Here is a 16,199-nt window from a genome sequence, read left to right on the forward strand (position 1 = left end):
GACACTCTCCTCATCGCGGTCGCTGGTAGACCGTCGCTTCCGGCAGACGACGGACCTGGAAAAGATTGGATATGCGGCTCATGGATTCCGAATGGCCGAGACACAGGAAGCCACCCGGCGCGAGGCAGCCATGCAGGGCTTCCGCTGCAGCGCGCCGTGATATTTCATCGAAATAGATCAAAAGGTTACGACAGAATATGACGTCGACACCCGAGAAGCGGGCGAGATCGCCGGGATCGAGGATGTTGACGTGCGAGAACGAGACGCTTTGCCGGATGTCCGTGTTGAGCTGCCAGCGGTCGCCATCTGCCCGCTGAAAGTAGCGCTGGAGCAGGTCCGGTGACAGGTTCTGCACCGAACGCCTCGAGAACAGGCCGCGTTCGGCAGAGGCAAGGATGCCGGTATCGATGTCGGAGCCAAAAATCTCGACATCGTAGATGCTGATCTCTGGCCAGTATTCCAGGAGATAAAGCACGATCGAATAGGGTTCCTCGCCGGACGAGCATGGCAGGGACCAGATCTTGATGGTTTCGCCGGGCCGCTTGCGCGGCGCCACCTCGGCCAGCATGCTGCGCACCAGGCAGTCGAACTGGTAGGCCTCGCGAAAGAAGTATGTCTCGTTCACCGTCATCGAATTGGTGAGCGCCTGCATCTCCTGCGCCGAGGCCTTGCGGCCGACATGGGTGAGATAGGTCTTCACGTCATGGCAGTTGGTGGCACGCATGCGATCGATCAGCCGTTTGTCAACGAAATAGCGTTTCGATTCATCGAAGAAGATGCCCGTCCTGTCGTAGAAGAAGGACGAGAACTGCGAAAATTCCTGGGGTGAGATCTTCATGGTCATCCGCGCGCCTCCCGCGCCGTGCCGCCGGTCGCGATGAACCGGAGAAAGGGAATATCTCCGAAGCGGCGGAGCACGATCTCGCAAGCAGCGTGGCGGGTCCTTTCACCCTCTTCGTCCGCATCGGCACCCAGCAGGATCATATCCAGCAATTGCGCCGCCACATTGGCATCCGCTTCCGTCGTCAACGCCTCGGCGAGACTGCGCACCATACCCTTGCTGTCGTGGCCCTGAACCACGCTCAGCAACTGGAGCTTCAGCAGCGGGTCCTCGCCCGCCAGCCATTGCGGCGCACGCGCAGCGATGAACGCGGCGTGGTGGCCGAGAACTTCCACCGCAAGTCCGCGGATTTCCGCGCTGTCGTGGCGGAGCAGCGGCACAACCAGATCAGCGACCAGATCCGAGCGTGCCTTCATCAGCGTGATCGCAACCATCTCACGACAGGATCCGTGCGACAGGTTGGCCAGGAGCCGCGCAAGCAGCGGGATGCAGTCATCGAGATGGGCAAGCTGATCGGAGGCGGCATGCCGGTGGCCGGGATTTTCGTCCTTCAGCAGCGCCAGCAGATCGTCGAGTGCAGCCGTCGTGGCCTGCACCGGCGTGGACGAGGCCAGCGGCGAAGCCTTGGACCCTCCGTCATCTTCCGTCGAGAACTTTCGCAATGGCATCGTGATCTCCTAGCGGATCCAGGACGAGAGCTGGCTGGCGATGCGGGAAGCCGGCAGAACAAGGCTCGCGCCACCCTGCTGGATGAGTTCCTTGGGCATGCCGAAGATGATCGCGCTTTCCTCGCTTTCGGCGATGGTGCGGCCGCCCTGCCGGTGCAGGCGCGCCATGGCCCTGGCGCCATCATTGCCCATGCCTGTCAGTTGCACGGCGATGAGCCGCTCGGCCGGAAAGGCCTCCATCGCCGTTTCGACCAGGAGTTCCACCGAGGGATGCCAGGTGTGAGCGGAGGATTCCGGGCGCGTGCTGAAGAAAGGCCGGCCATCCCGCCGCGTCACCGTGAGGTCGGAGCCACCGCGTGCGATGGTGATGGTGCCCGGGACGATCTCGTCCAGGGCACTCGCTTCCCGTACTGGCAGCTGGCACATGCCATCCATGCGCTGCGCCAGTGCCTTGGTGAAGCTCACCGGCATGTGCTGGGCAACCGCAACGGCCCATGGAAAGCTGGCGGGCAGATGCGGGAGGATTTCCTCAAGTGTGCGGGGCCCCCCGGTCGATACACCGATCAGCACCAGTCCGGTCAGTGACTTGCGGGAGGCGGCCGTTGTCGTGGGGCGCGCCGGAGCGGGCCGTGGAGCAGAGGGGACGCGTCTGCCGGCGCCGGGACGGATGCGGGCGCCGATTGCGGACTTCACCTTGGCGAGGATTTCGTCCGCGATGTCGTCGATCGAAAGGGAGATTGTTCCGCCCGGCTTCGCGATATAGTCCACGGCGCCAAGCGCCATGGCCTCCAGCGTCACGAGTGCGCCCTTGCTGGTAAGCGATGACACCATGATGACCGGGGTCGGGCGTGCTGCGATAATCTGCGAGAGCGCCGTCATGCCGTCCATCTCAGGCATGTTGACATCGAGCGTCACCACATCGGGATGATGCTCGAGTACCATGTCCACGGCCTCGCGGCCATTGCGGGCGGTGAAGGTGTCATAGCCTGCCGCAGACAGCAGCGTGCTCAGATGCTTGCGCATCAGGGCGGAGTCATCGACGATCAGGATCTTCGCCACCATGGTGCCTCACGCTGCCGCCAGGGACTGGATGTCGAGATCACGAAACAGAGCATCACAATCCATCAGCAGGATGATGCGGCTGTCCTTTTCCAGATTGACGAGGTTCGGGAAGGCCGCGCCATGCGCGCCCCGGCCGGCTGGCGATGGCTGAACCTGTGCCTCCTGGAGCTTGAGCACCTCACTGACGGTATCGACGATCAGCCCGATGCGCGTGCCCGCGACGGAAAACACCATGATGCGCTGGCGATCATTGGCGTCGAGCCGCTCCAGCGCCAGACGCTGGCGCAGGTTGACGACAGGCAGGACCGCGCCGCGCAGGTTGATGACCCCGGCCACCCAGCCGGCCGTGTGGGGAATGCGGGTCAGCCGTTCCGGGACACGGACGATTTCCTGGACGAGTTCGATCGGCGCGCCGAACTCCTCTTCGCCAAGATGGAAGATGACGAATTGCCGTTCGCCGGCTTCCTCCGTCTCGATGCCATCGCTGTCGCCTTTCCCCTTGCGCATTGCCCTGGTCTCCTCGCTGGATTGGTCCACAGCGGCCGCAAGCGTATCCGCGCTGACGAGCCGAGACGGTTCGAGAATGGAAATCAGCCGGTTGTCCGCATCCGGCCGGCAGATGCCGGAAATCGCCGTTTCCTCCGGTCGCGCCAGCATGGCGGGCGGCGGCTGGATCGTCCGTCTGGGCGCGCGCAGTACCTGGTCGACCCTGTCGACCACCAGACCGACCTGGCGATCGCCGGGTGCTCCGATCACCACCACGCGCTGGCCGGCGGCGCTGCTTTTGGCAAGCCCCAGCAGGTGTCGCAGCGAGAGGAGCGGCAGCAGCCGCTCGCGCAGTGCCACCAGCCCGACAAAAGCCTCCGGCGCATGCGGCAGTTCCGTCATGCTGTCGGGTGCCACGACGATCTCGCTGACGTTTTCGATGGCGAATGCATAATCCTGTCCATCGACCCGGAAAGTGACCAGACGTACCTCGTCGCTCGCATCACCGTCCTCACCCTCGTCGTCATCGGTGCTGCGATTCACCGTGGAGTGGATGGGGCCGCGGTGCTCCTGTGCTGACGCCTGCAGACCGTCGAAAGAGCGGCTGACGATGCAATCGAAATCAAGGACCGTCACCAGCGCGTCGTCGGGCAGTCGGGCGATGCCGCTGACGCAATCGTCTGCGCCATGCGCCCTGTCTGAGGCAACGATGCGCGTCGCATCGATCGACATGACGCTGAGCACGGCATCAACGACAAAGCCGAAATGGTTGCCGAGGTCGAAGACAAGCGCGCGTGTCTGTTCCGATTGCGGCTGTTCGGCAAAGCCCAGCACGCGACGCAGGCTGATGATCGGCAGCACGCGGCCTCGAAGATTGGCAAGCCCTTTCAGCGCCGCCGGTGCCATGGGCACGCCGACGAGGGCCGGCAGGCGGATGATTTCCTGAACCTTTGCCAGCGGTGCGGCAAAGGTCTCCTTGTCAATGCGGAAGGTGACGAAGAGGTCGGTCCCCGCGTCATGGTCGTGTTCCGGCGGCAGATCCGCGGCCGGCGGCGATGTGTCAGACAACATGGCAAGCCTCCGGTCAGGCGGAGGTCTGGAGTTCGTCGGCCAGCGAGGCGATTTCCTCGACGGCGGCAACGAGCATGTCTGCACCTTCATTCTGCTGGCGGGCGGCAACGGCGGCTTCGCCGGCTGCACGCTGCGCCTCCTCGCAGGCCGCGGCGATCTGGTCGACGCCCTTCTTCGCCTGGGCAATCGCAGCTGCGATCTCCTGCGCTGTGGTGAGGATTTCGTCCGAACTCGACTGTACGGTGGTAATGTCGGTTTCGATGGTGGCGAGGTTGCCTGTGGTGGCGAGCGCCTTTTCCGCTTCGCTCAGGGCGGCGCGCACGATGTCTTCGAGATCCTCGCCCACCCGGCCGATCTGGTCCTGGATCGCCTTCACCACATCCTTGATGCGGTCCGCATTCTCAGCGGAATCCTGTGCAAGATTGCGGATATCCGTCGCGACAACGGCAAAACCCTTGCCGAACTCCCCGGCGCGGGCCGCCTCGATGGAACCGTTGACCGCCAGCATGTTGGTCTGCACGGAGACGGTCGCGATCGCATCGACGATCTTGTCGATCTTTTGCGATACGGTGGCAAGCGTGCGGATCTGCCCGATGCTGGAGCGGGTTGCCTCGGCCGAGCGCGAGACGCCGGAAATCAGGGCATCCACCTCTGCCTTGTTCTTGCCGAGCAGGGACTGGATCGCCGTGATGCGCTCGACGCTCTGGATGGCGCGTTGCTGCGCCACCTGCAATCCCTTCTCGATCTGGGTCATGGCCGCAGCGGATTCCGCCGTGGCGGCCGCGGCACTCTGGGCGCCGCTTCGGATTTCCTCGAGTGCTGCCAGAACCTGTGAACTCGACCGGCTGATCGTCTGGATCGCGAGCGACAGTTCCTCCGTCACCGAGGCCACGTCCTCCGCGCTCTTGGCGACGTCTGTGGAGTTCTTCAGGTCTTCGGCCAGTTCGCTGAGGGAAAGGGCGGTCTGTTCGCACTCGGCCAAGGCGCCGGCCTGTTCTTCCACCGATTTGGCAGACTCTTCGGCGGCGGCGGACTGCTGGGCTGCGGCGGTCGCGATTTCCTCGGAGCCCTTGAGAGCCTGGGCGGCCGCAGCATTCGACTGGATGGCCCCCGCAGCGATTTCCCGTACCCCATCCATGATGGCGCTGATGTCACGGCCGATCAGTTCAAGCTGGGCGGTGATGTCGCGTCCCTTGCCGACCTCCGTCTGCACGCTGGTTGCCTCGGCATTGACGCCATTGGCGATCTGCTTCACGTCCGTCTGGATCTGCTGGACGAGGTCTGTGATCTGGCGGGCGCTTGCCTCCGAGCGTTCTGCAAGGGTACGCACTTCATCGGCCACCACGGCAAATCCCTTGCCGTGCTTGCCAGCTCGCGCGGCTTCGATCGCGGCATTGAGGGCAAGAAGATTGGTCTGGTCGGCAATGCGGGCGACGGCCTTGACGATGTCACCGATATCGGCTGCCTGGCGCTCGAGTTCGGTGATCAGTTCCACGGACCCCGCCTGACGCTGGGCGGCGACCGAGACATTGGCGATCAGCGCCATGATCTGACCCGTCGTGTCGGCGATCAGGGCCTGCGTTGCTTCCATCTTGGTCTGTGACGTTTCGGTGGCCCGCAACTGTCGACCGATCGATTCGGTGATCTGGGTGCAGGCGACCAGGGATTCCTGGGCTGCGGCGCCGCTCTGTTCCGCACCGGCAGCAATCTGGTCGGATGCGCGCTTCAGCTCTTCTGCGGCCGAGGCCGCCTCGTTCACGCCGCTTGCCAGTTGCGTGGTGGCAGACGCGACGCGCTCTGCGATCTGCTGCTGCTTGGCAATGGTGCGGGCACGCTTGCGCTGCAACTCCGCATCTCTGCTCTGGCCGTTTCGGATCCGCACAGCCGCCGCCGTCGGGGTGGCCGACGCGATCGCCGCCGGTGATTTTTTAACAATAGCCATGCTGACAAGCTCCCGCGGGCGCTCGACGAGATCCGTTCCGTCGCTTCCGTGCCCCGGGAAAGAGTGGTACGTCGGGGTGGTCTCCAATTGCTGAATTGAATACCTTTAATTTTAGGTCACTCTATTTTAGGGTTGACTGATATTTTGGTATTTTGCGCCATGCTTAATGCGCTCATAATGACGGGAACGGGCCGGGGTTCGTGTTGTCACCTTTGGCAAAGCGTCCAATATGCGTCATATCCTGCGCGATCAGGATGGTTTCGGGCAATGCGGCAGGAACGCCGCGTCCCCCGACCAGAAGGTTGATGTCGGCAGGCAGATGCTCTCTCAGCATGCAGAGCATGCCACGCGCGTCGGCATCCTCGCAGAACACAACGCTCACCATGACGAGTTTTGCATAAAGCGCCAGCGCCACGGCGGCGATATCGCGGGGTGGCAGGCTGCCTCCGAGATAGATGGAATTGATGCCGTCCAGCCGGGCGGCGATGGCGGCGCAGATGGCGCCAAACTCGTGCTGCTCTCCCGAAAGCGTCGCGGCGATGGCAACGGGGCCGCCGGGCGTATCGGGCATGGCCGAAAGCGCGGCGAGAAGATGGCGCGTGAGCGCTGCTGAGACGAGATGCTCTCCGGCTGCCGGCAGGGCGCGCGCCTCCCATCTGGCACCCATGGCCTGCATGAGGGTCGGAAACGTCTGCCGGATGAAGCATGCGGCGCCCTCTTGGCTCAGCCGAAGACGGATCATGGCATCGATGCGCGCCATGTCCATCTCTTGTGCGGCCGTCAGAAGATGCGGGACAAAGGGATCGGGGTCGCAAGCGAGCGCAAGACCCTCGATCTCCGCCACGCTCTTGTCGACGAGATTTCCGATGCGGTGACCGGAATCGCTGGCAGCCTTCAAGGCGCGGATGCGGCGCAGGGACTGCAGGCTGTAGAAACGATTGCCCGCGTGATCGCGCCAGTCCGGCGCGACCTCATGGCGACGTTCCCAACTGAACAATGTACGGCGATTGAGCCCGGTGGCCGCCAGAAGTTCGCGCAGGGGGATGAGGTCGTCCGCGTTGATCATGGCATCCGAAGAGATTTCCTTGCGATGGCGCGGGCGGCTTGACTGAAGATAGACCTCCTGCGGTTGGCCGATGTCTGCCAGATCGACCTTGCCCCAGGGTGGTGGCAAGGCACGTCGACGGAGCGGCGTTCTTCCGGTCGTGCAGATGCACAGGGTTTGTCGTCTTCGGCAGCACGCTTCGGATGCGGCCAGCAAAGGCATCCGTTGGTCTCGGCAGGATATCACTCCCGTCGTATCGTTTTGCCTTCCACCAGGCTGAAGCCGAGATCGAGGGTCTGCGCAGGGGCATCTGCCAGAAACAGTTCTGCAGCGCGCTGACCCGCCTCAATACGCGGCGTTCGAATGCTCGCGATGGGCTGCGGCGTGTGACGACAGATATCGAGAGCATTGAAGCCGATGATCGCAAGGCGCTCGGGTACGGCGATGCCAGCCGCCAGACAGTGGAAGTAGCCCCCGAGAGCCATGTCGTCATTCGAGAAATAGACCGCGTCTATGTCCGGTGATCGCTCCAGAACGTTGGCAAGGCCCTGCTTGCCCTCGCTGATCGAAGAAGGCGACGGGCGGATATCATGGTCGTGCAACGGGATCCCCGCCTCCTGAAGACGTTGTGTAAAGGCATTGAAGCGTTTGGCACTGCGCGTATCCCGGCGGATATCGTGCCCCACATAGGCAACCCTGCGATAGCCTCCGGCGATCATGGCATCGGCCGTGGCACGACCGGCGGCACGATGGGAAAAGCCGACAGCAATGTCCATCGGGGTTCCGTCGACGTCGAGCAGTTCGATGACGCGGCAGCCGGCTACCCCCAGCATGCGGCGCGTGCCCGCGCTGTGTTCAAGTCCGACCAGCATTACGGCGGCCGGCCGCCAGGCCAGAACGGCCGCCACCAGCGCCTCCTCTCGCTCCGCGTCGTAATCGGTGACCGCAAACACGGCTTGCCGCTGCCCGGCCTCCAGCGTTCGCGTGATGCCACTCAACACATCGGAGAAGACGATGTTGGAAAGCGACGGCACGATGATCGCCACGAGCGGCGAACCGGTGGAGGCAAGCGTTCCCGCAATGCGGTTCGGAACATAGCCCAGCGCCTCGACGGCCGCCATCACACGCGTGCGGGTCTTGTCTGAGAAGGAACCATGATTGCGCAGCACCCGCGAGACCGTGCTTTCACCGACCCCGGCGGTCTTCGCGACGTCTGCAAGCGTGATGAGACTGGTCTTGTCGTTCATAGGGGTCCGGCTGCTCCGCATTCGAAGGAGCAAGCATATCCCTCACGATGGCTTGCAGTTCAATGGCAGCGCTGCCAATTTCAACTTGGCAGCGCTGCCAAAACTGTCTAACGATGAGTGGAGCGGCGTTTTTCCGGGAGGATGCAGATTTGCAGCGGCGGGAGCGAGAGCAGGGCAACAGACGGAATGGTAACCTTCCGCTGCGGACCGAGTCCGTTTGTCTGTCACGATGCGAGCCGCTGTGTCGCCTTCTCGCCCTGGCGTCTGCCCGTATGCAGCCGCAACGATTCGTACCGATCCCCTTTTTGCGTCTTCAAGGATGACAAGCATGGCTCTCTCCAAAACAGGTGCCGTTTCGCGTATCGCAGCCGTCATTGGCCTCGGCTCCATGGGTATGGGCATGGCCCTCTCCCTGAAGCGGGCGGGACTCGACGTGCTGGGCGCGGATATTTCCAAGGACGCCGTGGCGCGCTTCGTCGAAGCCGGCGGACGTGCGGTCACAGACCTCGCCGAGGATGTGCGCCACGCCGACATCGTGGTGTCGGTCGTCGTCAACGCCGCGCAGACGGAGGGCGTGCTGTTCGGACCGGCCGGAATTGCCGAGACCATGCGTCCGGGCGCTGTCTTCGTCTCGTCGGCCACGATGGATCCGGCGATCGCGCGCCGGCTGGCCGCACAGCTGGAAGCCAAGGGCGTGCATTATCTCGATGCACCGATTTCCGGCGGCGCCGCGCGTGCTGCGAAGGGCGAGTTGACCATCATGGCGTCGGGCACGCCGGCCGCCTTTGCGGTAGCCCGCCCTGCCCTCGATGCCATGGCCACCAAGGTTTACGAACTCGGCGACAGCGCCGGTTTCGGCGCCGCCTTCAAGATGATCAACCAGCTGCTCGCCGGTGTGCACATCGCTGCGGCCTGCGAGGCGATCACGCTCGCCGCCAAGCAGGGTCTGGACCTTGCAAAGGTTTATGAGGTGATCACGGCCTCGGCCGGCAATTCCTGGATGTTCGAGAACCGTATCCCGCATGTGCTGGCTGGAGATTACACGCCGCTGAGTGCTGTCGATATCTTCGTCAAGGACCTCGGTATCATCCAGGATATGGCGCGCAGCGAGCGTTATCCGGTGCCGCTGAGTGCTGCGGCATTACAGATGTATCTCGCCGCCTCCGGTGCCGGCATGGGCCGAGATGACGATTCCTCGCTGGCGCGCATCTATGCACAGCTTTCCGGTGCAACGCTTCCCGAAAAGGCCGAGTGACCCATGCCTGTCTTTGCCGCCAATCTGACGATGATGTTCACCGAGTGGTCATTCCTTGACCGCTTCGATGCCGCCGCCGAGGCCGGGTTTTCCGCCGTGGAATATCTCTTCCCCTATGAGTTTGCTCCAGAGCAGATCGAGGAGCGGCTGCAGCGCAACAACCTGACCCAGGCGCTGTTCAACATGCCGCCGGGCGACTGGGCAGCGGGTGAACGCGGCGTGGCCGCCCTGCCCGCGCGGTTTGCGGATCTGACGGCCGGCGTCGACCGCGCGCTGGACTATGCCGAGGCAACCGGCGTGAAGCGCATGCACATGATGGCGGGTATCGCCGATCGTCACGACAGAGACGCCCGCGCCAGCTATCGACGGGCGATTGACCATGCCGCGCCGCGGCTGGCGGAAAAGGGCATTGATCTGCTGCTGGAGCCGATCAATGCCCGCAACATGCCGGGTTATTTCCTCAACAGCTTTGATTTCGCCCGCGAGATCATCGCCGAAGCCGGTCTTGCCAATCTGCGGCTGCAGTTCGACATCTACCATTGTCAGGTGATCCACGGTGACGTGACCATGCGCCTGCGCAACGCCTTTGACGACGTGGGCCATGTGCAGATCGCCAGCATTCCCTCGCGCAACGAGCCGGATGGCGAGGAGCTGAACTATCCCTTCCTGTTCGCCGAGCTTGATCGTCTGGGCTATGCGGGCTTTGTCGGGTGCGAGTACAATCCACGCGGCAAGACCCTCGACGGGCTGGGCTGGTTCGAAGCCTACAGGCGGAGCTGAGAGCATGGGCGTTCTTCTGGGCATCATTGCCGATGATTTTACCGGCGCCACCGATATCGCCAGCATCATCGCCAGCGAGGGAATGAAGGTGGTGATGACGATCGGCATTCCGAGCGCCGAGGTCGATATCGGCACTGCCGAAGCCGTGGTGGTGGCGCTGAAGTCCCGCACCATCCCCTCTGCCGATGCCGTAGCCCAGTCGCTCACCGCGCTGGAATGGCTCAAGACACGCGGCGCGCAACAGATCGTCTTCAAATATTGCTCCACCTTCGATTCCACCGCCGCGGGCAATATCGGTCCGGTGGCGGATGCGCTTGCCGATGCGCTGGGGGCCAGCATTGCCGTGGTCTGCCCGGCCTTTCCGAAGAATGGCCGCACCGTGTTCAACGGCCACCTCTTCGTTGGGCGCCAACTGCTGCAGGATTCGCCGATGAAGGATCATCCCCTGACGCCGATGCGCAAATCCGATCTGGTGGCCCTGATGGCGGAACAGTCGGCCTATCCCGTGGCGCTTGTCCCGCATGAAGTGGTTTCTGCCGGCGAGCCTGCAATTGTCGCGGCCTTTGAGGCCGCCATCAAGGCCGGCCACCGTTATGCCGTGGTCGATGCGTTCAATGACGAACATCTCAGGGCTCTGGGCCGCGCGGTGCGGGACCATCGGCTGTTGACTGGCGGTTCTGCGCTTGCGATGGGCCTGCCGGCAAATTTCGGCATCCGCCCGCGTGATGCCTCCGAACAAGGGCCAGTCTCAGGCAGGGCGTTGCGGACGGCCATCCTGTCCGGCAGTTGCTCCGCCGCCACCCGCCAGCAGCTGGCGCGCGCACGGTTACTGTGGCCGAGCCTCCGGATCGATATTGATGCGCTCTTTGCGGCAAAACCCGTCGTCGAGGAGGCGCTGGCCTGGGCAGCCGCGCAACCCGCCGATCAGCCGGTCGTGCTCTACGGTTCTGCCGATCCGGCCGAGGTGGAGTCCAATCAGGGCCGCTATGGCCGTCAGCAATCCGGGGAGATGATGGAAAAGGCTCTGGCCGAGATCGCCCGGGGACTGGTTGCGGGCGGCGTGGAGCGGCTGCTGGTGGCGGGTGGCGAAACCTCCGGCGCCATCATCTCCGCACTCGGGATCCGGGGGCTGTCAATCGGCACGGAGATCGCGCCTGGTGTTCCTTGGACCACCACGCTCTCCTCGAGCCGTCCGTTGCAGGTCGCGTTGAAGAGCGGCAATTTCGGCGGCCCCGACTTCTTCGAACGGGCCCTGGAGATCGCAGGATGAGCGAGACTGCGCTACGCGAGCAGATTGCATCCTATGCCAAATCGCTGTTCGACCGCGGACTGACGGCCGGTTCGACGGGCAATATCAGCGTGCGGGTGGATGATGGCTGGCTGATGACGCCGACCGGTTCCTCGATGGGCATGATCGATCCGGCCCGCATCTCCAGGCTCGATGCGGAAGGGCGCCACGTCTCCGGCGATCCGCCGACCAAGGAAGCCTTCCTGCACCGGGTGATGTATCGCAACCGGCCAAAGGCGAAGGCTGTGGTGCACCTGCATTCCACCCATTGCGTCGCCGTCAGTTGCCTGTGCGATCTCAACGAGAACGACGTGCTGCCGCCGCTGACAGCCTATTACGTGATGCGCGTCGGGCGCCTGCCGCTTGTTCCCTATTTCCCGCCGGGCGATGAAGCCCTTGCGGAGGCGGTGGCCGAGCGGACCAAGACTTCGCATGCGGTGCTGCTTGCCAATCATGGACCGGTGGTGGCGGGCGTGGATCTGCCGGACGCCGTCTATGCAACGGAAGAGCTGGAGGAAACGGCAAAGCTGTTCCTGATGCTGCGCGGCGAGCGCACGCGGCCTCTGACCTGCGACGAGACAACCGAACTGAATCGGCGCTTTCCGAGCAAGGTCTGACGCTCGGGTGTACGGTTGGGCAATCCAGCCCTCCTTCGGTCGGCCTCCAAGGGAGCAGCCTCCGCTTCAAGGGGCGGTGGATGCCTTGCTCAGCCGCTTCAGATCGGTAAAGACGGTGTGGTTTCCCGCCCAGATCGGCCCTGGCGCCGATAGCGTGCCAGCGAAATCGGCAAGGCCACCGGCCTCGCGGATCAGCACCACGCCGGCCAGGCAATCCCAGCAGTAGAGCGTCGGATCATAATAGCCCGCCAGGCGGTTGGCCGCGACATAGGCCAGCATCAGCGCGCCGGAGCCCACGCGGAAGATCACGCCGCCATCCTGGTAGAGGCGGGTGATGAACGCGCCGACTTCTTGTGGATCGGCGCGTTCGGTGCCGCCATAGCCGATGGTGGTGGAGCGGATGGTCCAATCCGCGCGCATCATAAGTCTCTTGCCGTTGAGATACGCCCCCTGCCTCTGCCGGGCCACATAGAGTTCACGCAGCATCGGCGCATAGACGACGCCGATCACCGGCTCACCATGATGCAATACCGCAATCGAGACAGTCCAGTTCGGCTGCCCGACCAGAAAGGCCATGGTGCCGTCGATGGGATCGATCACCCAGTCGAAAGCGGAGGCACCTTCTGCTCTGCCCGCCTCCTCACCAACGATGCCGTCCTGCGGAAAATGCCGGCGGATCATGCGGCCGAGATAGGCTTCGGTCGCCTGATCGGCGGCGCTCACCAGATCCTGCGAGGACGATTTTTCCACTGCGTGCAAGGTTTCCGGGCGGTGCAGGAAGCGTCTGGCGCGTGCTCCGGCCTCCTTTGCAATGCGTTCCGCCAGCCTGCGGCGTGCGTCGATCTCCTCCTTTGCCGTCCGGTCCGGCTCTGTGCTGTCAACCATGTGATGCCCTCTTCTCCTCACCCGAAATATCATCATATTTGGGCGACGAATGCTATTGCAAAATGAAAATTACAGATGTATCCGTTACTCACCCCGCCAAGAGGAATGGCGAGCCCAAGCGATTGAAATAGCTGGAAGAACGCGCAGTTTTGCGTGGGGCGAAGCTATGGCTTTCGAAGGCTCAAGGGGAGAGTGCGACACAGGTTCACGGGTCTTGCAGACGCTGCGGCAGGTATGCCGCCCAAGCGTTGGCGAAGCCTTTTCGATTGACGCCGGATCAGGGCTGCCGGGGAGGCAGTCGGCACGAAGGAGGAGTGAAATGAAACGCCTGTTGAAAGTCTGCGCCAGCGTTCTGGCGCTTGCGGCTGCGAGCGCAAGCATGCCGCTTGCGGCCCACGCCGACTGGCTGGAGGATGCGGCAAAGCCGCTGAAGGGCACCCAGATCAGCGGTATCTTCCTGGATCGCCCAGGTTACCGCGCCATCATCAAGCTTCTGCCGGAGTTCGAGAAAAAGACCGGCATCAAGGTGAACTACGAGATCGTTCCCTACGAAAACACCCGCGAGAAGGAAGTGCTGAACTTCACCTCGCAGGGCGACATCACCATGGCGCTCGTCGATCTGGTCTGGATGGGTGAGTTTGCGGAAAATGGCTGGATCGAACCGATCGAAAAGTTCACCAAGGACAAGTCGATCACCGACCCCAACCTGAAGCTGGATGGCTTCTTTCCGCTGCTGCTGGACGCCTTCGGCTCCTGGGGCGGCAAGACCTACGGCCTGCCCTTCGACAACTATTCCGGTCTGCTGTTCTACAATTCCTGCAAGCTGAAGGAAGCGGGCTTCGACAAGCCGCCGGCGACCTGGGACGAGTTGATGAATGTCTACGCGCCCAAGCTGACGGATGCCTCGAAGAACCAGTATGCCTTCGCGCTTCAGTCGCTGCGTGGCGAAACGCAGTCCGCCGACAGCTTCATGCGCTTCCTGTGGCCGTTTGGTGGCTCGCTGCTCGACAAGCAGTTCAAGTCGAACCTGATGAGCAAGGAAAGCCAGACCGGTCTCAACTTCCGTCAGGCGCTGATGAAGTACATGCCGCCCGGCATCGTGAGCTTTGACCATGTCGAATCCGTCAATGCGCTGGCGCAGGGTCAGGTGGCGATGATCACCGAGTGGTCGGCCTTCTACGGGACCCTCGTCGATCCGGCCACCTCCAAGCTCGGCGATTGCCTGGCCGTTGCGCCGGAACCGGCCGGCCCGGCCGGCCGTCTGCCGGCACTCGGCGGCTTCTCGCTTGCGGTCGCGGCACAGGCTTCCGAGGCGCAGAAGAAGGCCACCTGGCTCTTCATCCAGTGGGCAACCTCCGAAGACATCGCCAAGTCCTATGTGGAGGCCGGCGGCGTGTCGGGTCGCATGTCGGTCTATAACGACCCGGCCATCAAGGCGAAGTACAAGTTCGTCGAGCCGATGGTCGCCTCCTGGCAGAAGGGCGTGCCGGAGTTCCGTCCGCGCTTCCCGGCCTGGCCGGCAATCTCCGAAGTGGTGGCCGAGTGGGGCTCCAAGATGATGCTGGGCCAGGTCTCCGTCGAGGCTGGCTCCAAGGAGATCGGCACCCGCATGGAGGATATCCTGAAGAAGGAAGGCTATTACGACGGCAAGAAGAAGCTGTTGCAGTAACGCCCACCCTGTCCCTCCCGGGATGGAAGACGGGAGATGGCGGCCGAGAGAGGCCGTCATCTCCCTCATCCCCTGCATCAGGCGAGACATGACCATGCTTCATCTCTACGACAAGGCGCTTGCGGAACTCAGGGACTGCCTCGGCAAGATCGATGCGACGCAGTTCGCGACAGCCACCGAAGCCATCGCGGCGGCCGGCCGGATCGCGCTTTACGGCGTCGGCCGGGAAGGCCTGCAGATCAAGGGGCTTGCGATGCGCCTCTTTCATCTCGGCCTGCGCGCCGCCGTCGTTGGCGACATGACGACACCGCCGCTCGGCGCCGGCGATCTCCTGATCGTTTCGGCCGGCCCCGGCGACTTTTCGACCGTTTCGGCGCTGATCGGCGTGGCCCGGGAAGCGGGCGCACGGGTGCTGGTGGTGACGGCCGACCCGCAAGGTGCTGCGGCCGGCAAGGCCGATCTCGTGCTGCACGTGCCGGCGCAGACCATGGCGAATGATCAGGGTGCGAGAACCTCCGTGCTGCCGATGGGATCGCTCTACGAAGGCGCGCTCTACATCGCCTTCGAACTTTTGGTGCTGGCCGTCCGCGACCGGTTGCAGGTGTCGCCGGCGATCATGCGCGCCAACCATACCAACCTGGAGTGAGAGAGGATGCTGGCCTGCGTGCGGCGCTGCGCCACGCCCTTTCAGCCGGGCATCAAGAGGAAAAGCAGATGACGAGGACCACGCCTGCCCCTACCATCAGACCCAATCGCGGCTATGGTCGCTGGACACCGTTCTGGTTTCTCGCACCGGCCGTGCTGACGCTGTTTCTCATCGGCATCTATCCGACGCTGTTTGCGCTGGTGACCTCCTTCCGCCGCTACAATATTGCACGTCCGCGCGACGGCTTCCCTTTTGTCGGGCTGGAAAATTATATCTCTGTGCTGACGGACGGCACCTTCTGGGCCTCGCTGTTCCTCACGACCAAGTTCTACGTCACCGTTCTGCCGGTCGAGATCGCGCTTGGTCTGATGATTGCGCTTCTGCTGCACAAGACGGGCATGGGCTTTCTGAAATCGCTGGCCCGCGTCACGCTCGTCGTGCCGCTTGCCACCACCTATGCCGTCGTCGGCCTCATCGGCCGCCTGATCTTCAACCGCGATTTCGGCGTCGCCAACTGGTTCCTCGATCTGTTCGGGATCGGCGCGCTGGACTGGCTGGGCTCGCAGGCCGGCGCCTTCGCAGCGATCGTCATCATGGATGTCTGGCAGTGGACGCCGTTCTGCGCGCTGATCTTCCTCGCCGGCCTCTCCATGGTGCCGGGCCGCCTCCTCGATCTCGCCCGGCACCATGGAGAGGC

Annotated in this window: 15 protein-coding genes; 7 read left to right on the forward strand and 8 right to left on the reverse strand. The window is 63.4% G+C overall.

The annotated features are described in order from the left end of the window. Positions 1–10: 10 nt before the first annotated feature. The 7 genes from FNA46_RS13335 to FNA46_RS13365 form a co-directional block, all read right to left on the reverse strand. Positions 11–844 (reverse strand): CheR family methyltransferase, encoded by an 834-nt coding sequence (locus FNA46_RS13335; protein ID WP_143125699.1) that lies wholly within the window; start codon positions 842–844, stop codon positions 11–13. After that, a complete protein-coding gene (locus FNA46_RS13340; protein WP_143125700.1) occupies positions 841–1,509 on the reverse strand; it encodes a HEAT repeat domain-containing protein in 669 nt (222 codons plus the stop codon). The genes FNA46_RS13335 and FNA46_RS13340 overlap by 4 nt, the downstream gene beginning before the upstream one ends. Before the next feature lie 9 nt (positions 1,510–1,518). Continuing rightward, positions 1,519–2,571, reverse strand: a complete 1,053-nt coding sequence (cheB, locus tag FNA46_RS13345; protein WP_210245877.1) for a chemotaxis-specific protein-glutamate methyltransferase CheB — start codon at positions 2,569–2,571, stop codon at positions 1,519–1,521. A gap of 6 nt (positions 2,572–2,577) precedes the next feature. After that, positions 2,578–4,128, reverse strand: coding sequence for a chemotaxis protein CheW (locus tag FNA46_RS13350; protein WP_185969847.1), 1,551 nt, complete (start codon positions 4,126–4,128; stop codon positions 2,578–2,580). 13 nt (positions 4,129–4,141) lie between these two features. After that, positions 4,142–6,070, reverse strand: a complete 1,929-nt coding sequence (locus FNA46_RS13355) for a methyl-accepting chemotaxis protein (RefSeq protein WP_143125702.1) — start codon at positions 6,068–6,070, stop codon at positions 4,142–4,144. 172 nt (positions 6,071–6,242) lie between these two features. Then, positions 6,243–7,244: a MerR family transcriptional regulator gene (locus tag FNA46_RS13360; protein WP_185969848.1), complete on the reverse strand. Its 1,002-nt coding sequence runs from the start codon at positions 7,242–7,244 to the stop codon at positions 6,243–6,245. 113 nt (positions 7,245–7,357) lie between these two features. Further along, entirely contained in the window at positions 7,358–8,362 is a 1,005-nt protein-coding gene (locus tag FNA46_RS13365; protein WP_143125704.1) for a LacI family DNA-binding transcriptional regulator, read from the reverse strand. A 328-nt stretch (positions 8,363–8,690) separates the two neighbouring features. Between FNA46_RS13365 and ltnD the strand changes: the two genes are divergently transcribed. From ltnD to otnC, 4 genes are read left to right on the forward strand one after another with little or no spacing between them, the layout of a single operon-like run. Beyond that, positions 8,691–9,617 carry an L-threonate dehydrogenase gene (gene ltnD / locus FNA46_RS13370; protein WP_143125705.1) on the forward strand — a complete coding sequence of 309 codons (927 nt, stop codon included), beginning with the start codon at positions 8,691–8,693 and terminating at the stop codon, positions 9,615–9,617. Positions 9,618–9,620: 3 nt separating this feature from the next. Beyond that, positions 9,621–10,397: a 2-oxo-tetronate isomerase gene (gene otnI / locus FNA46_RS13375; RefSeq protein ID WP_143125706.1), complete on the forward strand. Its 777-nt coding sequence runs from the start codon at positions 9,621–9,623 to the stop codon at positions 10,395–10,397. Positions 10,398–10,401: 4 nt separating this feature from the next. Beyond that, positions 10,402–11,667 carry a 3-oxo-tetronate kinase gene (gene otnK / locus FNA46_RS13380; RefSeq protein WP_143125707.1) on the forward strand — a complete coding sequence of 422 codons (1,266 nt, stop codon included), beginning with the start codon at positions 10,402–10,404 and terminating at the stop codon, positions 11,665–11,667. Beyond that, positions 11,664–12,302 carry a 3-oxo-tetronate 4-phosphate decarboxylase gene (otnC, locus tag FNA46_RS13385; protein WP_143125708.1) on the forward strand — a complete coding sequence of 213 codons (639 nt, stop codon included), beginning with the start codon at positions 11,664–11,666 and terminating at the stop codon, positions 12,300–12,302. The genes otnK and otnC overlap by 4 nt, the downstream gene beginning before the upstream one ends. A 66-nt stretch (positions 12,303–12,368) precedes the next feature. On the opposite strand, the gene FNA46_RS13390 is transcribed toward otnC, so the two are convergent. After that, on the reverse strand, positions 12,369–13,187 hold the full coding sequence (locus FNA46_RS13390; RefSeq protein ID WP_143125709.1) for an inositol monophosphatase family protein: 819 nt from the start codon (positions 13,185–13,187) through the stop codon (positions 12,369–12,371). Between the two features lie 319 nt (positions 13,188–13,506). Here FNA46_RS13390 and FNA46_RS13395 point away from each other — a divergent pair, with 319 nt between their 5' ends. The 3 genes from FNA46_RS13395 to FNA46_RS13405 all read left to right on the forward strand — a co-directional run. Next, positions 13,507–14,856, forward strand: coding sequence for an ABC transporter substrate-binding protein (locus FNA46_RS13395; protein ID WP_143125710.1), 1,350 nt, complete (start codon positions 13,507–13,509; stop codon positions 14,854–14,856). Between the two features lie 94 nt (positions 14,857–14,950). Continuing rightward, entirely contained in the window at positions 14,951–15,502 is a 552-nt protein-coding gene (locus FNA46_RS13400; protein WP_425468761.1) for an SIS domain-containing protein, read from the forward strand. A gap of 68 nt (positions 15,503–15,570) precedes the next feature. After that, a partial coding sequence (locus tag FNA46_RS13405) for a carbohydrate ABC transporter permease (protein ID WP_143125712.1) occupies positions 15,571–16,199 on the forward strand: 629 nt, incomplete at its 3' end.

This window comes from Affinirhizobium straminoryzae, from assembly GCF_007004135.1.
Classification (GTDB): Bacteria; Pseudomonadota; Alphaproteobacteria; order Rhizobiales; family Rhizobiaceae; genus Neorhizobium; species Neorhizobium straminoryzae.

Excerpts from the sequence above, each read along its gene's own strand:
- FNA46_RS13335 (WP_143125699.1), bottom strand. The coding sequence starts at position 844 with ATGACCATGAAGATCTCACCCCAGGAATTTTCGCAGTTCTCGTCCTTC.
- FNA46_RS13340 (WP_143125700.1), bottom strand. The coding sequence starts at position 1,509 with ATGCCATTGCGAAAGTTCTCGACGGAAGATGACGGAGGGTCCAAGGCT.
- cheB (WP_210245877.1), bottom strand. The coding sequence starts at position 2,571 with ATGGTGGCGAAGATCCTGATCGTCGATGACTCCGCCCTGATGCGCAAG.
- FNA46_RS13350 (WP_185969847.1), bottom strand. The coding sequence starts at position 4,128 with ATGTTGTCTGACACATCGCCGCCGGCCGCGGATCTGCCGCCGGAACAC.
- FNA46_RS13355 (WP_143125702.1), bottom strand. The coding sequence starts at position 6,070 with ATGGCTATTGTTAAAAAATCACCGGCGGCGATCGCGTCGGCCACCCCG.
- FNA46_RS13365 (WP_143125704.1), bottom strand. The coding sequence starts at position 8,362 with ATGAACGACAAGACCAGTCTCATCACGCTTGCAGACGTCGCGAAGACC.
- ltnD (WP_143125705.1), top strand. The coding sequence starts at position 8,691 with ATGGCTCTCTCCAAAACAGGTGCCGTTTCGCGTATCGCAGCCGTCATT.
- otnI (WP_143125706.1), top strand. The coding sequence starts at position 9,621 with ATGCCTGTCTTTGCCGCCAATCTGACGATGATGTTCACCGAGTGGTCA.
- otnK (WP_143125707.1), top strand. The coding sequence starts at position 10,402 with ATGGGCGTTCTTCTGGGCATCATTGCCGATGATTTTACCGGCGCCACC.
- otnC (WP_143125708.1), top strand. The coding sequence starts at position 11,664 with ATGAGCGAGACTGCGCTACGCGAGCAGATTGCATCCTATGCCAAATCG.
- FNA46_RS13390 (WP_143125709.1), bottom strand. The coding sequence starts at position 13,187 with ATGGTTGACAGCACAGAGCCGGACCGGACGGCAAAGGAGGAGATCGAC.
- FNA46_RS13395 (WP_143125710.1), top strand. The coding sequence starts at position 13,507 with ATGAAACGCCTGTTGAAAGTCTGCGCCAGCGTTCTGGCGCTTGCGGCT.
- FNA46_RS13400 (WP_425468761.1), top strand. The coding sequence starts at position 14,951 with ATGCTTCATCTCTACGACAAGGCGCTTGCGGAACTCAGGGACTGCCTC.